The following is an 18,236-nucleotide window of genomic DNA, read 5'->3' on the forward strand; positions in this document are numbered from 1 at the left end:
AGCTGGAGGAAATGCTGCGCGCACTGGATGATGCGCAGGATGCCACCGTCGATTTGCTTTGCCGGTGGGAGGGTGATACATTTTTACGCTGTGCCATTATTTTTGATAAAAAAGTAGCCTTTACTGAGAGCCGCACTATTTTCAACCGTTTCCTCAAAGGCTCGTGGAAAATTCGAACTGAAAATGTAAAACAACTCTATCGCTATTCGTTTATTAATAACGTGAAAATTCAAAATATAGCATTCGATACCCTGCTTGCCGGGTATCTGCTCAACCCCAATTCCACCAACTATACGCTGCCCGCGCTCGCCTCAAACAGCGGGGCGGAGAGCTTTGAATTAAAAGGTGAAGTGCCCGAAAGCTGTGTAGACCTCGCTGCCGACTGTACGGTGTTCTCTTCGCTGTGCAATAAGCTGGCGGAGGAGATAAACGCAAACGAGCAGGATAACCTGCTTTACAACATCGAGCTTCCGCTCTCCAAGGTGCTTGCCTCGATGGAGGTCATCGGTTTCGCCATCGACACCGAGGCACTCACCGCATTTGGCAATGAGCTGGATGTGGACATTGCGCGCCATCAAAAGCAAATTTTTGAGTATTCGGGCAAAGAGTTTAATGTCAATTCACCGGCACAGCTCGGCGAGGTGCTATTTGTCGACCTCGGGCTGCCCACCAAAAAGAAAACCAAAACGGGTTACTCTACCAACGCCGATGTGCTCGACTCGCTGCGCGGCAAACACCCGATTATTGAAAGCATTTTGGAATACCGCAAGTTGACCAAGCTAAAATCCACCTATGTGGTGGGGTTGCTGGCGACGGTGCACAATGACGGGCGCATCCACACAAGCTTCCAGCAAACCGAGACGCGTACAGGGCGCATCAGCTCCACCGAGCCGAATCTGCAGAACATCCCTGTGCGCACCGAAATCGGCAGCAATCTGCGCAAATTTTTTGGTGCAAAGGCCGGCTGTAAGCTGGTGGATGCCGACTATTCGCAGATTGAGCTGCGCGTTTTGGCACACATCTCGGGCGACCAAAATATGTCCGAGGCGTTCCGCACCGGTGAAGATATCCACACTCAGACCGCGTCGCAGGTGTTCGATTTGCCGCCGCTGTTTGTCACCCCCACCATGCGCTCGCGTGCGAAGGCGGTCAACTTTGGCATTGTGTACGGTATCTCGGCGTTTTCGCTTTCGCAGGATATCGGAGTCACCGTATCGGAGGCAGACAGCTACATCAAGGGCTACCTAAAAACCTATTCGGGCGTAAAGCAGTATATGGAAGATACCGTTGCGTTCGGTAAGGAGCACGGCTTTGTTGCCACCCTGTGGGGGCGCCGCCGATATCTGCCTGAGCTTTCGAGCAGCAACCACAACCTGCGCAGCTTTGGCGAGCGCGTCGCCATGAACGCCCCCATTCAAGGCTCGGCGGCGGATATCATCAAAATTGCGATGGTACGCGTCTACAACCGTCTGGAAGCAGAGGGCATGCAGGCAAAGCTTATTTTGCAAGTGCACGATGAGCTGATTGTAGAAGCACCGCTTGATGAAGTGGAACATGCAAAGCAAATTGTAAAAGAAGAAATGGAGCATGCGGCAAGTTTGAAGGTACCCCTTACCGCCGATGCCAAAGAGGGCAGCACATGGTTTGATGCCCTCTAACGATTGTTCCGTGAATAAATAAAAACAGAAGAGGTGGATTGCATGAATCTGCAGGCACTGCACCATGTCGCCATTATTGTATCGGACTATGAGAAATCAAAGCAGTTTTACGTTGATTTGCTCGGGTTTGAAATTGTACGGGAGAATTACCGCGAAAGCAGAGGGGACTATAAGCTTGACCTTAAATTTGGCGACAGCGAGCTCGAACTGTTTGGCATGCCCGGCAGCCCCGCCCGCGTAACCCAACCAGAGGCCTGCGGGCTGCGGCATTTGGCGTTTGCGGTGGATTGCATTGAGGATGTAATTGAGGAACTGAACAGCAAGGGGATTGAAACCGAGCCTGTTCGCATTGATGAGTTTACAGGCAAAAAAATGACGTTCTTCCGCGACCCCGACGGGCTGCCACTGGAACTGCATGAATAAGCCGGTTTCGTGCCCATTGCGGATACCGCTGAATTTTTCCAAACCTATCTGTGACAGGAGGCTGCAGCTATGGCAGTTGATTTTAAGGTTTCGATTCCCCCGCACATGGCACTGAGTGAGCTGAAAGACACCGTCCAGCACGGCAGCTTTACCGGCGAGATGATCGACCAATATACCGTCTTGGGGCCCGAAGGCGTGCAGGTAATTGTGGCTGTGTTTGAAAAACACTTCTTCCGCGCGGGCAACCGTGTAACGCTTACCGTTACCCTGCATAACGCCGGAGGTGTTACCCATGTTCACTCGGTGGGCGGGGGTGGCGGAGAAGGGCTGTTCCGCTTTGACTGGGGTGCGGCAGATAGCTTTGCCGAAATGCCCCGTGAGGTTCTTTCGCGCTATATTATAGAATAAAATTCGTTTCACAGGAGATGGTCTTATAAAATCCCAAAGCAGCATCACCGTGCGTTACGCCGAAACTGACCAAATGGGCGTTGCTCACCACGCCAGCTACCCGGTATGGTACGAGGTTGCGCGCACCGATTTTATCAAAACGCTGGGCATAACCTATTCCGAAATGGAAGCGATGGGCGTGATGACACCGCTGGTCGAGCTAAACTGCCGTTACATCAGTGCAACCCGCTACGAGGATGTGCTGACTGTGGAGACCAGTGTGAGCGTGCTTTCCCCCGCACGCATCCAATTTGATTACACCATTCGTCGGCAAGGTGAGCCCAAACCGGTAAACACCGGCAGCACAATGCACGCGTGGGTAGACAGCAAAACCTTTCGACCCATCAACTTGAAAAAGAGCTATCCCGATTTGTATCGTAAGATACTGGACGTTATGGAAACCCGGGAAGAATAAACTTTGTGAGGAACTTATGAATTACGATATTATTTTAATGGATGCCGATGAAACCCTGTTTGACTTTGAGCAGGCGGAGGCGCATGCATTCCGCCATGCGATGGAGGAGTTTCATCTGCCCTACCACGAAGAAGACCGCCTGCTGTACCGCACGGTAAACCAAAGCCTGTGGGATGCACTGGAGCGAGGCGAAACCACGCAGGACGCACTAAAGGTAGAGCGTTTTCGCTTGTTATTTGAACAGCTTGGCTTTACTGTGGACTGTGAGGCGTTTAACCATACCTTTCTAAATGCTTTGAGTGACGGCTATTTTACCATTGATGGCGCAGCACAGCTTTGCAAAACACTGCATGAGGCAGGCTGCAAGCTGTACATTGCAACCAACGGCATTGGCACCACACAACGTAAGCGCCTTGCTCATTCCGATATCCACAGCTACATATCCGATCTTTTTATTTCGGAGGAACTGGGTTTTCACAAGCCGCGCGCTGAATTTTTTGATGCGCTGTTTGCAAAGCTGGAGATTACCGACCGTAGCCGTGCAATACTATTGGGTGACTCGCTTACCTCTGATATGCAGGGCGGCAAAAACGCAGGTATTTCTACCTGCTGGTTTAACCCTCGGCGCACCCCCTGCCCCAAACCGCAGCTGTGCGACAGTGAAATCCATACCCTTACCCAATTTATTGCAATTGTTACAGGCTAATTCTCTTGCATAAAAAAATTTTTTATACTATAGTAGTTGTAATTACGATTTTTTGGCCAGAGTATCGTTTTTCCGATAGTAAGCCGGGAAAGAATGCATTGGCAACGGCCGTGCAAACGGTTTTGTAAGGTCAATGCCGTAACGAGAGCAATTCAATTTTGTAAGTACAATAGTTGTAAAAGGAGATAAATCAGTGGACATAGAAGGGCGAAGTATTACCATTACACCGATGAAACCGGAGCATATCGAACGCCTGGCAGAGATTGAGACGGAGTGCTTCAGCACACCATGGAGCTACGAATCGCTTGCGGAGGAACTAAGCAACCCGCTTGCAGTTTTTCTTGTAGCGCAATACGGCGGAGAAATCGCAGGCTATGTGGGCATGACACAGGTGATTGATGAGGGCTATATGGCGAACCTCGCCGTAACCCAAAAGCACCGTCGCCATGGTGTTGCACATGCCCTGCTTGAAGAATTGTTGCAGCACGCCAAGGAACACGAGCTAAGCTTTATTACGCTTGAGGTGCGAAGCTCTAACGAGGCGGCACTACACTTGTATAAAGACTTTGATTTTGAAGTTGCGGGCGAGCGCAAGCAGTTTTATGTCAATCCGGTTGAAGATGCCCTGATTATGACACGCACATTCCGTTAAACTGCAAATACAGCTTTTTTCGTATTGAACTGAAAAAGCAGCTTTCCATAATCCATTCCGAAGAATAGGAAGTATTAGCTTGAAAATATTAGCAATCGAATCCTCCTGCGACGAAACCGCAGCCGCCATCGTCGAGGACGGACGCAAGGTGCTCGCCTCGGTGATCCATTCACAGGTCGCGGAGCATCAAAAATATGGCGGTGTTGTGCCGGAGATTGCCTCACGCCGGCACGCCGAAAATATTGTAGGCATTACCGAGCAGGTGCTTGCCGACGCCGACATGACCCTCAGCGAGGTAGACGCCATTGCAGTCACCTATGCACCGGGGCTGATTGGCGCGCTTTTGGTTGGGGTAAATTTTGCAAAGGGGCTTTCTTTGGCAAGCGGTAAGCCGCTCATTCCCGTGCACCACATTCGCGGGCACATTGCGGCAAATTACATCACACATCCCGAGCTGAAACCACCGTTTCTGTGCCTTGTGGCATCGGGCGGTCACAGCCACATTATAGAGGTAAAAGATTACACCGATTTTCGTGTAATTGGCAGAACACGTGACGACGCGGCGGGAGAGGCCTTTGATAAAGCTGCCCGCTCAATGGGCTTTAACTATCCCGGCGGCATTTACATCGATAAGGCAGCACAGCTCGGCAACCCAAATGCTTATAAGCTGCCCACTCCGCGCGTAGAGGGCAGCCCGTACGACTTCAGCTTTTCGGGGCTGAAAACCGCAGTCATTAATCTTGTACACAACGCAAACCAAAAGGGTGAAGCGATTGATAACAACGACCTCGCTGCTTCTTTTCAGTACACGGTGTGTAAAATTCTTACAGACAAGCTGATGCTCGCCGCTGAGCACACCACCTACAAAAACATTGTTGTGGCGGGCGGTGTTTCGGCTAACAGCGGTTTACGCACCGCACTCGAAGCTGCCTGCAGCAGCCGTGGGTATCGCTTGTACCTGCCTGAGCTGTCGCTTTGTGGTGACAATGCAGCTATGATTGGTGCTCAAGCATACTATGAGCACCAAAATGGCAATGTTGCTAACCTCTCTTTAAACGGGTGCGCATCCGTGCCCATTAGTGGCTGAGCACCTCGGTACGGTTGTTACGACATATTACCCAATCGTCAAATTATTAAATGCAATAAATTAGGGGGTAACTTTTATGAGTAAAAACTTTATCTGCGTTTTATCTGCAATGTTTTTATTTCTCGGCATCATCATCGGCTTTTTATGCGCACCCATTAAAAAGGGCGTTTATTGCGGCAACCATAACGGCAACACCTACCTTTCCCCTGCTGACGAATTGGATTTGGACGAGGACGAAGACGTAGACAGCTCAGATGATTTGCCGTTCTAATTGCAAACTTTTTGTTACATGTTTAACAATATATGAACTTTTACGTTTATCTAATTGCATTTTATGTTTTTTAAGGGTATAATGTATTTGTGGAAAATTTGGTTTATCCGACGAAATGTCGGCGAAAGGAGATAAGAATATGGCACTCACCAACAACAAAAACGTGCTCAACTGGGTAGACGAAATGGTTGCTCTTTGCAAGCCTGACCATGTCGTCTGGATTGATGGCAGCGAGGAGCAGCTTTCTGCTTTAAGAAACGAGGCTATTGCTTCCGGCGAGATGGAAGAACTCAACCAAGAGAAGCTTCCCGGCTGCCTGCTTCACAGAACCCTGCAGAACGACGTTGCCCGTGTAGAATCGCGCACCTTTATCTGCTCAAAAAGCGAAGAAGATGCAGGCCCCACCAACAACTGGTGCGACCCCAAAGAGATGTATGCGAAACTTACCCCGATGTACGATGGCGTCATGAAAGGGCGTACCATGTACGTTATTCCTTATTCTATGGGTCCTATCGGCTCTGATCTTGCAAAAGTAGGCGTTGAGTTGAGCGACTCTATCTATGTTGTTCTCAATATGGATATTATGACCCGTATGGGCAAAGCTGCTTTCGAAAACCTTGGCGATACCTCTAACGACTTTGTTCGCGGCCTGCACTCCAAAGCGGATGTAGACCCCGAAAACCGCTATATTGTTCACTTCCCCGAAGACAACACCATTTGGTCTATTAACTCTGCTTACGGCGGCAACGTACTGCTCGGCAAAAAATGCTTTGCACTGCGTATTGCTTCTTATCAGGGTAAAAACGAGGGCTGGATGGCTGAGCATATGCTTATTCTCGGCATTGAGAACCCGCAGGGTGAAGTTACCTACATCACCGCTGCTTTCCCCTCTGCCTGCGGTAAAACCAACCTTGCTATGCTTATTCCCCCCGAGGTTTACGAGAAACAAGGCTATAAGGTGTGGACTGTCGGCGACGACATTGCATGGCTGAAACCCGGTAAAGACGGCAGACTGTATGCAATCAACCCCGAAAACGGCTTCTTCGGCGTTGCTCCCGGCACCAATGTAAAATCCAACTTCAATGCGCTGGAATCCACCAAGAAAAACACCATCTTCACCAACGTTGTTCATAACCTGGATGACAACACTGTTTGGTGGGAAGGTCTTGATAAGAACCCGCCGGAGAATGCAATCGACTGGCTGGGCAAACCCTGGAACGGCAAAACCGCTACAGAGAAGGGTGCTCACCCCAACTCTCGTTTCACCGCTCCTGCAACAAACTGCCCCTGCATCAGCAAAGAGTTTAACAACCCTGAGGGCGTGCCGATTTCCGCTATGATTTTTGGCGGCCGTCGTGCAAAAACTGCTCCGCTGGTTTACCAGTCTCGCAGCTGGGAGCATGGTGTATTCGTAGGATCCACTATGGCTTCTGAGACCACTGCTGCCGCAATTGGTGCAGTTGGTGTTGTTCGCCGTGACCCAATGGCAATGCTGCCGTTCTGTGGCTACCACATGGGCGACTACTTTGCTCACTGGCTGGAAATGGGCGAGAAGCTTGGCGACAAAGCTCCTAAAATCTTTAATGTTAACTGGTTCAGAACCGACGATGAGGGGCACTTCATCTGGCCGGGCTTTGGCGATAACATGAGAGTTCTGATGTGGATCATTGACCGTTGCAACGGCAAAGCAGACGCTGTTGAGACACCGATCGGTTATGAGCCAAAAGCCGAAGACATCAACATTGAAGGTCTGGATATCGACGTTGATACTATTAAAGATTTGCTCAACGTTGATGTTGATTTGTGGAAAGAGGAAGTAAACGGCATTCACGAGTTCTATGCAGGGTTTGGTGACAAACTACCGAAAGCACTCGAGAAAGAGCTTGCTACTCTGGAAGCGAACCTTAATAAATAATTATTGCAAATTGCAAAAAACACTCCCCGAAAACATTAAATTCGGGGGTGTTTTTTTGTTCTGTTTGTGATAAATACTAATATCCAATAATTTGAGTTGTGTATTTAGTTATATTTTATATTTTTATAATAAAAGTATTGCAAAAATATGGAAACTTGTGCTAAAATCGAATTGTACACAAATTGTTAATAGTATTACTTATTCTCTGTCTTGTTGGATTGCAGTGCTCTTTTATTGCTGCAATTCTAAGAATAATTACAACTTGGGAGGGTATTGTAATGTCGGGAAAAAAATCAAATGTTAAGGAGCGGGGCGGATTGGAAAACTATTTTCAGCTCAAAGAACACGGTACAACGGTAAAAACCGAGATTGTCGCCGGTTTGACCACATTCTTTACGATGGCGTACATCATCTTTGTCAACCCAAACATGCTTTCTATGGGCAACAGCCAAATTTTTAACGGCGTATTCTTCGCTACCTGCATCTCGGCTTTCATCGGTACAGCTTTGATGGCGTTTCTTGCCAAAATTCCGTTTGCTCAGGCCTCAGGCATGGGGCTCAACGCGTTCTTCGCATTTACCGTTATGCCCGCCATGGTAAAGGTTACAGGGCAAGAACTGGACGTTATCGGTCAATACCAGTGTGCGCTGGCACTTGTATTTATGTCAGGCTTGCTGTTTATCCTCATCACTATCATTGGTGCACGTGAGGCAATTGTAAAGGCTATTCCACAAAACGTAAAAATCGCCATCAGCGGCGGTATCGGTTTGTTCCTTGCTTATCTGGGCCTACAGAGCGCACACATTGTCGTGCCCGACCCTGCTGTGCAAGTTGGCCTCATCAATTTTTCTGCGATTGGCGACCCCGAAATGCGTATTCCTGTTATGAGTGCCATTCTCGCGCTGCTCGGCTTATTTATCATCACCGCACTTTATAAGCTAAGAGTAAAGGGTTCCATTCTCATCGGTATCATCATTACCGGTATTCTAGCTTACTTCCCGTTTGGCGTAGCAACTTTGCCGGAATCTTTCTCGATCAATTTTGCAGCGCAGGCTAAAGATTTTATGGATGTTTCTTTCCTCCGTCTTGACTTTGCAACCCTGTTTGCGGGTAAAAACCTTGCTTCTACCATAGCAACCGTTCTGGTATTGATTCTGTCGTTCTCTATGGTCGATATGTTTGATACCATTGGAACACTGCTGGGCACTGCCGGACAGGCCGGGCTGCTGGATAAAGAGGGCAATATGCCCCGCATGAAGCAAGCCCTGTTGTCCGATGCCATTGCAACCTCAGCCGGCGCACTGCTTGGCACCTCCACCGTTACCACCTTTGTTGAATCCACCGCCGGTATTGCTGAGGGTGGCAGAACCGGTCTTACCTCCGCAACAACTGCCGGCTGCTTCCTGCTTGCTTTGGTTGCCGCCCCGTTTGTCGGCTTGATCCCCGGTGTTGCAACCGCACCCGCACTGATTTTTGTAGGCGCGCTGATGATCAGCGGGCTCAAGAATATGAACTTTGACGATATCTCTGAGGCGATTCCCGGCTTTTTGACCGTTGCTATGATGCCCCTCACCTACTCCATTGCAAACGGTATTGGCTTTGGTTTGATCTCTCACTGTGTCATCAAGCTGTTCAGCGGTAAAGTGAAAGAGACTTCTTGGATTACCTGGTTGCTCTCGTTTTTCTTTATTCTGAAATTTGTACTTGCGATTTAGGTTTTTGATAAAAAGAGGCACTCATCGTTTGATGAGTGCCTCTTTTATTGCTTATGCCAAATTCAATCAAAAATTGGTATTATAGCTGTGCCAATACCACCTGCCCTGCCTCCTGGGTTTTGGCAACATCAATAATACGCTGGTTGCGACTGCCGCGAAACGTAAGCGTAAGGTCACGCTCGGCAAGCACAAACCGCCCGTCCACCAGAAGATCGGTGGCATTCAACAGCTGCGCCACAGCGGGACGTTGCAGTGCCATAGCAGCAAGCTGCTCGTAGGTATAACCCGAATAGGTCATTAGGTTAAGCCCCCGCTTCTTGACCTCCTGTGCCAGCTCATAAAGCGCCTCAGGCTGGCAGAAAGGCTCGCCGCCCGAAAACGTTACACCCGAAAGCAGCGGGTTTTTATCCAGCTCAGCGGTGATCTTACTCAGCTCACAGTCATATCCGCCCTCAAAATCGTGCGACTGCGGGTTGTGGCAGCCTTCGCAGTGGTGTGGACAGCCCTGTGTAAACACCACAAAGCGAATGCCCGGTCCATCCACAATCGATTCACGCACAACACCTGCTATTCTTACTGTCGTTCCCATCTAAACTCTCCATTTCAAAAGGACGGATCGAAATCCGTCCTTTCAGCTTTATCGTTATCGTGGCACTAGATTCTTTCAGGCTCCAGCCCGTGCTTTACACGGTCATGCTCCTCGGCACGTTTTGCATTGTTAAAACGGTCTACAGTACCAACCAGGTAACCTGTAATGCGGCGAATTCTTTCAAAGCCTACGCCTTCGCCTACCATCTGTGTGTTATGATTCATACGTGACATCCTCCTCTAAATTAAACTGCATTTATCGTTCTGTCTTTTTCTTCATTGATATCACCGCAGTAACCGCAGTTGTCGGTATTCCCGCGGTAGACGCCCAGCTTGCGGAGCACCTCAACGCTGACACCTTCGCCCTCATGTCTGCCGCAGCGCGGGCAAACATCATCGATGATGCCTGTGTAACCGCAGACAGGGTCTCGGTCAACAGGGTGATTGATTGAACCGTAGCCGATACCGCTCTCTTTCATGCAGCGCACAACACGCTCAAACGCATCCAGGTTCTTGCAAGGGTCTCCGTCCAACTCCACATAGGTAATGTGCCCGCCGTTGGTTAGGGCATGGTATGGTGCCTCCAGCTTAATCTTTTCAAACGCCGAAATATTGTGGTAAACCGGAACATGGAACGAGTTGGTATAGTAGTCGCGGTCGGTCACACCTGCGATTACACCATATTTTTTCTTATCAATTCGTACAAAACGCCCAGACAAGCCCTCCGCCGGTGTTGCAATCAGCGAGTAGTTAAAACCTGTGCGCTTTGCTTCCTCATCCATGCGTTTTCTCATATAGCCTACAATATCAAGGCCCAAATTCTGCGCCTCTTGCGATTCGCCGTGGTGCTTGCCAATCAGCGCCTTGAGGCACTCCGCAAGCCCAATAAAACCAATGGTAAGTGTGCCATGCTTGAGCACCTCCTCCACCGAGTCGTTGGCAGATAGCTTATCGGAATCCAGCCAGATGCCCTCACCCATAAGGAAGGGATAGTTTTTCACCTTTTTTGCCGCCTGAATTCGGTAGCGTTCCATGAGCTGTTCGGTCACCATACTGATTTTACGCTCAAGATCCTCAAAAAACAAATCCACGTTTCCGTTCGCCTTAATCGCCATACGCGGCAGATTAATGGAGGTAAAGCTGAGGTTGCCCCGGCCACCCACCACTTGCCGTGTGGGGTCGTAGGCGTTTGCCATAACGCGGGTACGGCAGCCCATGTAAGCAACCTCCGTGTTGTGGTCTCCCTCTTTGTAATACTGTGCGTTAAACGGCGCATCGAGGAACGAAAAGTTGGGAAATAAGCGTTTCGCCGATACACGACAGGCCAGCTTAAACAGGTCGTAATTGGGATCGTTGTGGTTGTAGTTTACACCCTCTTTGACCTTAAAAATATGGATGGGAAAGATGGGCGTTTCACCGTTGCCCAGCCCTGCCTCGGTTGCAAGCAGCACGTTTTCGATTACCAGCCTGCCCTCGGGCGAGGTATCGGTGCCGTAATTAATCGAGCTGAACGGAATCTGCGCACCGGCACGGGAATGCATGGTGTTTAGGTTATGTACAAACGCCTCCATCGCCTGATAGGTGGCGCGTCTGGTCTCTTTGTTTGCGTAGCTTTTTGCCGTCGCCTGCACCCTTTTGATGCTCTCAGCCGGAATTACCTCGGCAAGCAGCTCGGCCTCTTTCTCACAGTAGCCGTTGTCATCCGCCAATATGGGGCTGATCTGATATTCCTGCTCAATGCGTTTGCACAGCCCTTTCGCCGTATCCACGCCGTTTTGGGTACCGCACAAAATCTCCATTGTCTTACCAAGATTGCTCAAATACAGCTTGCGGTAGGTTTTTGCAACGCCGCGCGCCATCCCGTAATCAAAGTTGGGAATGCTCTGCCCGCCATGCTGATCGTTCTGGTTTGACTGAATTGCAATGCATGCCAGCGCCGAGTAGCTTTGAATATCGTTCGGCTCACGCAAAAAACCATGCCCTGTGGAAAACCCTCCCTTGAAGAGTTTTTCAATATCAATTTGGCAACAAGTGGTTGTCAACGTTAAAAAGTCAAGGTCATGGATATGGATATCTCCCTCCGCATGTGCCTTGGCATGTGCGGGATTGAGCACGAACATTTCGTAAAACTGTTTTGCACCCTCACTGCCGTATTTGAGCATGGTGCCCATGGCAGTGTCACCGTCGATGTTCGCATTCTCACGTTTTACGTCGTTATCAGAAGCCTCCTTAAAGGTGAGGTCTTCGTACACCTTCATTAAACGGGTGTTGCTCTCGCGCACGCGGGTGCGCTCTGCACGGTACAGAATGAATTCCTTCGCAGTGCGGGCATGGCCCTGCTCGATGAGTATTTTCTCCACTGCATCTTGAATTTGTTCAACGGTAGGGGTTTCGGTGTGCAGCTTGTTCTCGATATAAGCGGCAACATCATTGGCAATGGTATATGCCATTTCCTTATCTTTTCCGCCCAACACCTCCGCCGCTTTGTAAATGGCTGTCGCAATTTTTTCAATGTCGAACTGCACACTGCGCCCGTCACGTTTTACAATCGTCTTTATCATTCTGTTTTCCTCCGCAAGTTGTTCTGGTTTAAGGGTTCATCACTATATTTATAAGCTCCACCACATCCAAACCACAAGATATAGTGTCCGCAAATTTACTACTCGTTTATCATATCTCTTAATCTTGCTCTTGTCAATTGGTAAAACTACCATTTTCAGTACAAAATTTTATTTTTTGTACTAGATATTGTGTTTTTGCAAGTTGCGCTTACTTTAGCGCAGAGCATAAAAAAGAGGGCGTTATAGCGCCCCCCTTTTTACAGTAAAAATGCCGTATTTCCGCCTTTAAGTTTGGTCAGAAATTTCGCTGAGAATTTCCATTACGGTAAGTATTTGCTCTTCCGTAAACATATCGGAATCAACATTGTTTTTAATACAGTTTGTAAAATGACTAAGCTCCTCAAAATACGTTCCCGTTGGCGGTACATTGATTCCGGTGGGTATTTTAATCTTCTCCTCGGTGTCGAACACACGCGGTTCATGGTCAAATTGGTAAGCGGTTACCGTTTCTCCATCGTTTACCACCACCGCGTTTTCAAAATAAACGCGCCATTTTGCAGTAAACGGAATATCGGCGTTAAACCATGCTGCCTCACAAACGATGTTGCAATTATCGCCGTAACCATACTGAAAGCGGTATTGCTCCTTGTAATCCTTATCCGCGTTGCCGCAGCTGGTAAAGCTGTAGCTCTGCGGTTTGCCCAACAAACTGACAATCAGGTCAAGGTCATGGATGTGCAAATCGTAAGGGATGTGCCCGCTGCGTGTTTTATCAAACAGCCAGCCGCCTTTCACCCAACGGGGGCAGGCAGAAAGCCGCTCAAAGGTGCCATCCAGCAGTTTTCCGTATTCACCGCTCTTTACAAGCTGATACAACACCTTGCTGGTGGGGAAAAACCGCAGCACCTGCGCCACAAACAGCCGCACGCCTTTTTCTTTTGCAAGTGCAAACATTGCCCTTGCATCCTCTATTTTCAGCGCTACCGGCTTTTCGCAGATTACATTTGCCCCCGCATGCAACGCAGCGAAGACATGCTCCCGGTGCATAAAGGTAGGAGTACAGACGTCAACAATGTCCAGCTCCTCGTTCGTCAGCATATCACCAATGTTGGTGTACAGCACTGCGCCAATCTCCTGCGCTTTCTGCTTCGCCTGTTCAGAAACATCACATAGCGCCACCACTTTGCAGCCCTCTATGTGGGCATAGTTGCTGATATGTACGATACCCATGCCGCCTACACCAACAATTCCTATTTTTAACATAAAGTGCGCTCCTTTTAAAACAGTTCCGGGTGCTTCTGAGCGACAACTTGCAGGGCGGCCTCATCTGCCACAACGGTAAGGTTGGGGTGCAGCTGCAGAATTGAAGCGGGCACCTTTGGGGTAATGGGGCCAAACAGTGCCGTCTCCATAATGTCTGCTTTCCCCTCGCCCGAAGCTAGCAAAATGATTGCTTTCGCCTGCATAATCGATTTTATGCCCATGGTGATTGCCTGTTTTGGCACATCGTCGATCGAAGCGAAGAAGCGGGAGTTCGCATCAATGGTTTTTTGTGCAAGATCCACCAGATGAGTCTGCTGCTCAAACGCCTCATCCGGCTCATTAAAGCCGATATGGCCGTTGTTGCCGATTCCCAGTACCTGCAGATCCACTCCGCCCAAATCGGCAATGTGTTTGTCGTAGCGTCTGCACTCTTGCTCTACATCTGCCGCCATGCCGTTGGGTACGCTGGTGTTGGACTTATCGATGTTAACGTGATTGAATAAGTTTTCATTCATAAAGTAGCGGTAGCCCTGGTCGTTGTATGCATCCAGCCCCACATACTCATCAAGATTGATCGATTTCACCGCTTTAAAATCGAGATCTCCTTTTTCATACCATGCAATCAGCTGCTTGTACATGCCTACCGGAGTAGAGCCTGTTGCGAGACCGAGCACACAGTTGGGGCGCAAAATTACCGTTGCACTCACCACATTTGCCGCCTTGCGGCTCATATCATTGTAATCCTTTGCCCGAATCAACTTCATCATTTGGAAAACCTCCTACTATTCTATTTTCGCCTTATTACTTGCATTTTAGCATTTATATCCATTCTTGTCTATGCACGGTCGTGTGCCTTTTTTACCTGTATTGGTTTGTTTTAAGATTATTCCCTGCTCACGCAATGCTACCTGTTCGTACAGGATCTCACCCTATAGTTTGCAGAGAATGATAGTAATTTTAATTATATTCTTTTTTACCCTGTGTTTCAATCTTAATTTCGCTCTGTCCCCAATTTTACCCTGCAAAAAATCTGCCCTTCTTGCGCACTATATGAATTGACAGAGCATTGCCAAACGCGGTAGAATATAAAATAGTTTGCACTGCTACCATAGCTTTGGCAGAAATAAGCTGAAAAAGCAGGCATAGGCAACTGCCGTGCAAACGGCTCTCTAAAGCCAATGCCATAACATCGTGCCCTTTGGGTATGCAAACAATTTTATTTTGAAGATGAAATTGCTGTAACAGAAAGGAAATCGTACCTATGAAGATAAAAAGACTGATTGCTTTACTGCTCGCTTTTGCGATGCTGCTTATTCTGCCCGCCTGCTCGAAAAACGGCGGTGCCAGCGGCAGCGAAGAAGATGTCTCCGAATCGGAGCAGATGGACGAAAGTGGGAATTTCCCCGTCAAATTTGAGAAAGCGCGCATTAAAGCGGCGCCGGAACGTGTGGTTTCACTTTCGCCTGCACTTACCGAGATTATTTGCGATCTGGGGTATTTTGACAAGCTTGCCGGCGTAAGCGACTACTGTACCTACGAGGATGAAGATGTTGAGAGCCTAACGAAGGTCGGTACGATCAACGCACCCGATCTTGACAGTATTCAGTCGGCAAAGCCCGATGTGGTGGTGGCTGCTTCCCCCTTTGCTGAAGCAGACCTTGTCAAACTGCAGCAGATGAACGCCGTGGTAGTAATTCTGCCGCGTGCCAAAAATATGCAGGAGCTCAAAACACTCTACACCGACATCGGCAGAATATTCGAGGGGGAAACCGATGGTGCTGCCAAGGGCAAGGCTTTATTCCAGGAACAGAATGCCCGCGTTGAGGAAATTCTCTCCAAGGTAGAGGCTGCCACCATTAACAAGCAGCCGCAGGCCGCCTACTTGAGGCTGATACCGCTCACACTTGCCACCGGTGATACCTTTGAAGGGCAGTTGCTTGAGGCGATTGGGTTTCAAAACAGTGCTGCCGCCTACGGTGAATGGATTTACCCGCAGGACAAAGCGGTAGATCTTATGCCGGACATACTGTTTTATGATAAGGCGATTGGGATAGAAGGCATAAAAAGCTCGCAAATATATAACACCACCCCTGCTTATGCAAATTCCAAATGTTTTGAATATGACCTTGAGGTCTTTGAACGTCAGGGTGTTCGCATGTTTGATATGCTGGAGGATATGGCGCGCCAAGGGTGCCCCGATGCCTTTGCAGCTGAATAAAAATTCACTTGCCTGCTAGTGTCATTTTTTGGCTCTAGCGGGCACTTTTTTTACAAAATCATTGTAAATTATAAACTAATATGGTATTATATTGGATAATGATATATCATTATTTCTTTGCTCTGCTCTTCTGGCAGGGTATTTTCATTTTGGGAGGTGAGTTAATGCTGAAGAGTATTACAACGAAAAAAGCCATTCTTCGCATTGTTCTTACCGGCCTGATTATTGCTCTGATTTTAAGTTTCTTTCTGGTGTTCACCTATCAGCTCAAGGGCCTGTTGAGAAAGCAAACCGAAATCACGCTGCAAGAGAGCAACCAGCGCTCGATCCATGCGCTTGAAAAGAGGTTTTCCGATACCTTTTCTACCTTAAATGCACTTACAATCTTTGTGCGGGAGTACGATAATATCGGAAAAGATCGCATACTAAATGTTTTACACGAACAAACCGGATCCAATGGTTTTTCTTCTATGGCGGTTATTGCGCCCGACGGTACCAGCCACACAACCGATGGAGAAGTGTTCAACTCAAGTGACCGTGAATATTTCCAAAAGGCAATGGCAGGGGAACGCAATCTATCTTTTATTACAGATTCAAGAACCGATGGCACCAGGACAATTATATTTGCAGAGCCCATCTATCAGAACAACCGTATTATAGGTGTGCTGACAGGCTCATACAGCCCCAATGTTCTCAGTGAACTTCTGGATGTGAAAATTTTTGATGGCATGGGGTATGCGTTTCTTATTGATCAAAGCGGAAACCCCATCACGCATCTGGATTCAAAAAAGGAAGGCTTTAACTATTTAGATCTGCTTAAAAACTGTGAGTTTGAAAGCAGGTACAGCCTTGAGCGATTTACCGACGATATGGCACAGGGTAAAAGTGGATTGATGCGTTATTTTAACCAAGAAAATTCGCAAATTGTCAACTATGTACCCACAGAATTTGATGATTGGTATCTGCTTACCTGTGTTCCTTCCAACTATATCAGTTCACAGCTCAAAGATATTTCACAGTATGCATTTTTACTGCTACTCATGGAGCTTACCGTTCTCGCCGCGGTGGGAATTTATATCATCTTTCTGCAGCGCCGCAATACCGATGAGCTTAGCGATACCAATCAAAAATTTGAGGCACTCACCTCGAATATTCCCGGCGGTGTATTTCGTTACTCCGGGGAAGAAGACGGACGTCTAGATTTTATCAGCGATGGGCTGCTGCAGCTGTTCGATTGCACGGAATCGCGCTTTCGCGAGCGCTTTGATAACCAATTTATCAATATGGTGTACGAGCCCGACCGCAAGCGGGTGCTTCAAGAGATAAACACACAGCTTGCCGACAAAGATAAGTACAAACTGGAGTTTCGTATTGTCACCGAGGGTGGAAGGATTTGCTGGCTGTTCTGCCGCGGTCAGCGGATTTGTGACGCCAGCAGTAAGCTGTGGATATATGTTGTTGTAATGAACATTACCGCTAGTAAACGAGCAACCGAGGCACTGCGGCTAAGTGAAGAGCGTTACCGTATTATCAGTGAGCAGTCACATAGTGTTATTTTCGAGCACAACCTCGGCACCGGCGAAATTTTTTATAATGCAAATTACGAGAAAAAGTTCGGCTATCCCCCCGTTACGAGTAGTTTCCCTTCAAGCTTTTTACAAAACAGCATTGTGCATGCAGAAGAACAGGCTGCATTTACTGAATTCTTCTCTGCTATGATGAGTGGTACCAAAAATTACGATGAGATGGAGTGCCGCATCTTAAAAAGCGACGGAGATTATCTGTGGTGCGAGTTCCAGGTATCGCTCATACGGGACGACGAGGGCTACCCTCTAAAGCTGGTTGGCAGAATTACCGACATTGACGCCTCCAAACGCGAGCATGACCGTCTGAAAGAAGAGTCTCAACGGGACCCGCTCACCAAACTTTACAACATCGCCAGCACCCGGGCTCTCATCAACAACTATTTAAGCCATGACGGGCGCGACGGCTGCCATGCTTTGCTCTTCATTGATATTGACAACTTTAAGAGTGTCAATGATAATTTGGGTCATTTATTCGGTAATGTAGTGCTTAGACAAATATCACATACCTTACTTCAGCTGTTTCGTTCAACCGATGTTATCGGGCGTGTTGGCGGAGATGAATTTGTTGTGTTCTTAAAAGATGCACAGTCAAAAGAACTGATCAATGAGAAGGCCTGCGAATTGTGTACGGCGCTTCGCCAAATTTACACAGGCATTGATGAGAATTATTGCGTTACCGGCAGTGTAGGTATTGCGCTCTATCCATCTGACGGCAACACCTATGATGAGCT

The 18,236-nt window shown here is 48.3% G+C and carries 17 protein-coding genes; 12 read left to right on the forward strand and 5 right to left on the reverse strand.

The window, feature by feature from the left end:
• From polA to RTV33_RS06490, 10 genes are all read left to right on the forward strand, one after another.
• Positions 1 to 1,658: DNA polymerase I (polA, locus tag RTV33_RS06445; protein WP_312642684.1), on the forward strand; the 1,658-nt coding region annotated here is incomplete at its 5' end.
• 42 nt (positions 1,659 to 1,700) lie between these two features.
• Positions 1,701 to 2,081 (forward strand): VOC family protein, encoded by a 381-nt coding sequence (locus RTV33_RS06450; protein ID WP_312642686.1) that lies wholly within the window; start codon positions 1,701 to 1,703, stop codon positions 2,079 to 2,081.
• A 69-nt stretch (positions 2,082 to 2,150) separates the two neighbouring features.
• Positions 2,151 to 2,489 carry a DUF6054 family protein gene (locus RTV33_RS06455; RefSeq protein WP_312642688.1) on the forward strand — a complete coding sequence of 113 codons (339 nt, stop codon included), beginning with the start codon at positions 2,151 to 2,153 and terminating at the stop codon, positions 2,487 to 2,489.
• Positions 2,490 to 2,538: 49 nt separating this feature from the next.
• Positions 2,539 to 2,943, forward strand: a complete 405-nt coding sequence (locus RTV33_RS06460) for a thioesterase family protein (RefSeq protein ID WP_312642690.1) — start codon at positions 2,539 to 2,541, stop codon at positions 2,941 to 2,943.
• Positions 2,944 to 2,959: 16 nt separating this feature from the next.
• A complete protein-coding gene (locus tag RTV33_RS06465; RefSeq protein ID WP_312642692.1) occupies positions 2,960 to 3,649 on the forward strand; it encodes a YjjG family noncanonical pyrimidine nucleotidase in 690 nt (229 codons plus the stop codon).
• Positions 3,650 to 3,842: 193 nt separating this feature from the next.
• Positions 3,843 to 4,301 (forward strand): ribosomal protein S18-alanine N-acetyltransferase, encoded by a 459-nt coding sequence (gene rimI / locus RTV33_RS06470; RefSeq protein WP_312642694.1) that lies wholly within the window; start codon positions 3,843 to 3,845, stop codon positions 4,299 to 4,301.
• Positions 4,302 to 4,380: 79 nt separating this feature from the next.
• Positions 4,381 to 5,388 (forward strand): tRNA (adenosine(37)-N6)-threonylcarbamoyltransferase complex transferase subunit TsaD, encoded by a 1,008-nt coding sequence (gene tsaD, locus RTV33_RS06475; RefSeq protein WP_312642696.1) that lies wholly within the window; start codon positions 4,381 to 4,383, stop codon positions 5,386 to 5,388.
• A 76-nt stretch (positions 5,389 to 5,464) separates the two neighbouring features.
• Positions 5,465 to 5,659, forward strand: a complete 195-nt coding sequence (locus RTV33_RS06480; RefSeq protein ID WP_312642698.1) for a hypothetical protein — start codon at positions 5,465 to 5,467, stop codon at positions 5,657 to 5,659.
• A gap of 139 nt (positions 5,660 to 5,798) precedes the next feature.
• Positions 5,799 to 7,574: a phosphoenolpyruvate carboxykinase (GTP) gene (locus tag RTV33_RS06485; RefSeq protein ID WP_396327232.1), complete on the forward strand. Its 1,776-nt coding sequence runs from the start codon at positions 5,799 to 5,801 to the stop codon at positions 7,572 to 7,574.
• 278 nt (positions 7,575 to 7,852) lie between these two features.
• Entirely contained in the window at positions 7,853 to 9,289 is a 1,437-nt protein-coding gene (locus RTV33_RS06490; RefSeq protein WP_312642702.1) for an NCS2 family permease, read from the forward strand.
• A gap of 79 nt (positions 9,290 to 9,368) precedes the next feature.
• Here RTV33_RS06490 and nrdG read toward each other — a convergent pair whose 3' ends face one another.
• The 5 genes from nrdG to nagB all read right to left on the reverse strand — a co-directional run bounded on the left by nrdG (position 9,369) and on the right by nagB (position 14,465).
• A complete protein-coding gene (gene nrdG, locus RTV33_RS06495) occupies positions 9,369 to 9,878 on the reverse strand; it encodes an anaerobic ribonucleoside-triphosphate reductase activating protein (RefSeq protein WP_312642704.1) in 510 nt (169 codons plus the stop codon).
• Between the two features lie 65 nt (positions 9,879 to 9,943).
• The gene (gene nrdD, locus RTV33_RS06500; protein WP_312642706.1) at positions 9,944 to 10,102 is read right to left on the reverse strand and encodes an anaerobic ribonucleoside-triphosphate reductase; all 159 of its coding nucleotides are present in this window, start codon (positions 10,100 to 10,102) and stop codon (positions 9,944 to 9,946) included.
• A gap of 20 nt (positions 10,103 to 10,122) precedes the next feature.
• The gene (locus RTV33_RS06505) at positions 10,123 to 12,438 is read right to left on the reverse strand and encodes an anaerobic ribonucleoside triphosphate reductase (protein WP_312642707.1); all 2,316 of its coding nucleotides are present in this window, start codon (positions 12,436 to 12,438) and stop codon (positions 10,123 to 10,125) included.
• Between the two features lie 285 nt (positions 12,439 to 12,723).
• Positions 12,724 to 13,701 carry a Gfo/Idh/MocA family oxidoreductase gene (locus tag RTV33_RS06510; RefSeq protein ID WP_312642709.1) on the reverse strand — a complete coding sequence of 326 codons (978 nt, stop codon included), beginning with the start codon at positions 13,699 to 13,701 and terminating at the stop codon, positions 12,724 to 12,726.
• 14 nt (positions 13,702 to 13,715) lie between these two features.
• Positions 13,716 to 14,465 carry a glucosamine-6-phosphate deaminase gene (gene nagB / locus RTV33_RS06515; protein ID WP_312642894.1) on the reverse strand — a complete coding sequence of 250 codons (750 nt, stop codon included), beginning with the start codon at positions 14,463 to 14,465 and terminating at the stop codon, positions 13,716 to 13,718.
• Between the two features lie 497 nt (positions 14,466 to 14,962).
• Between nagB and RTV33_RS06520 the strand changes: the two genes are divergently transcribed.
• Positions 14,963 to 15,919 (forward strand): helical backbone metal receptor, encoded by a 957-nt coding sequence (locus RTV33_RS06520; protein ID WP_312642711.1) that lies wholly within the window; start codon positions 14,963 to 14,965, stop codon positions 15,917 to 15,919.
• 164 nt (positions 15,920 to 16,083) lie between these two features.
• Positions 16,084 to 18,236: diguanylate cyclase domain-containing protein (locus tag RTV33_RS06525; RefSeq protein ID WP_312642712.1), on the forward strand; the 2,153-nt coding region annotated here is incomplete at its 3' end.

The sequence above is a fragment of the Hydrogenoanaerobacterium sp. genome (assembly GCF_032017025.1).
Taxonomy (GTDB): domain Bacteria; phylum Bacillota; class Clostridia; order Oscillospirales; family Ruminococcaceae; genus Hydrogenoanaerobacterium.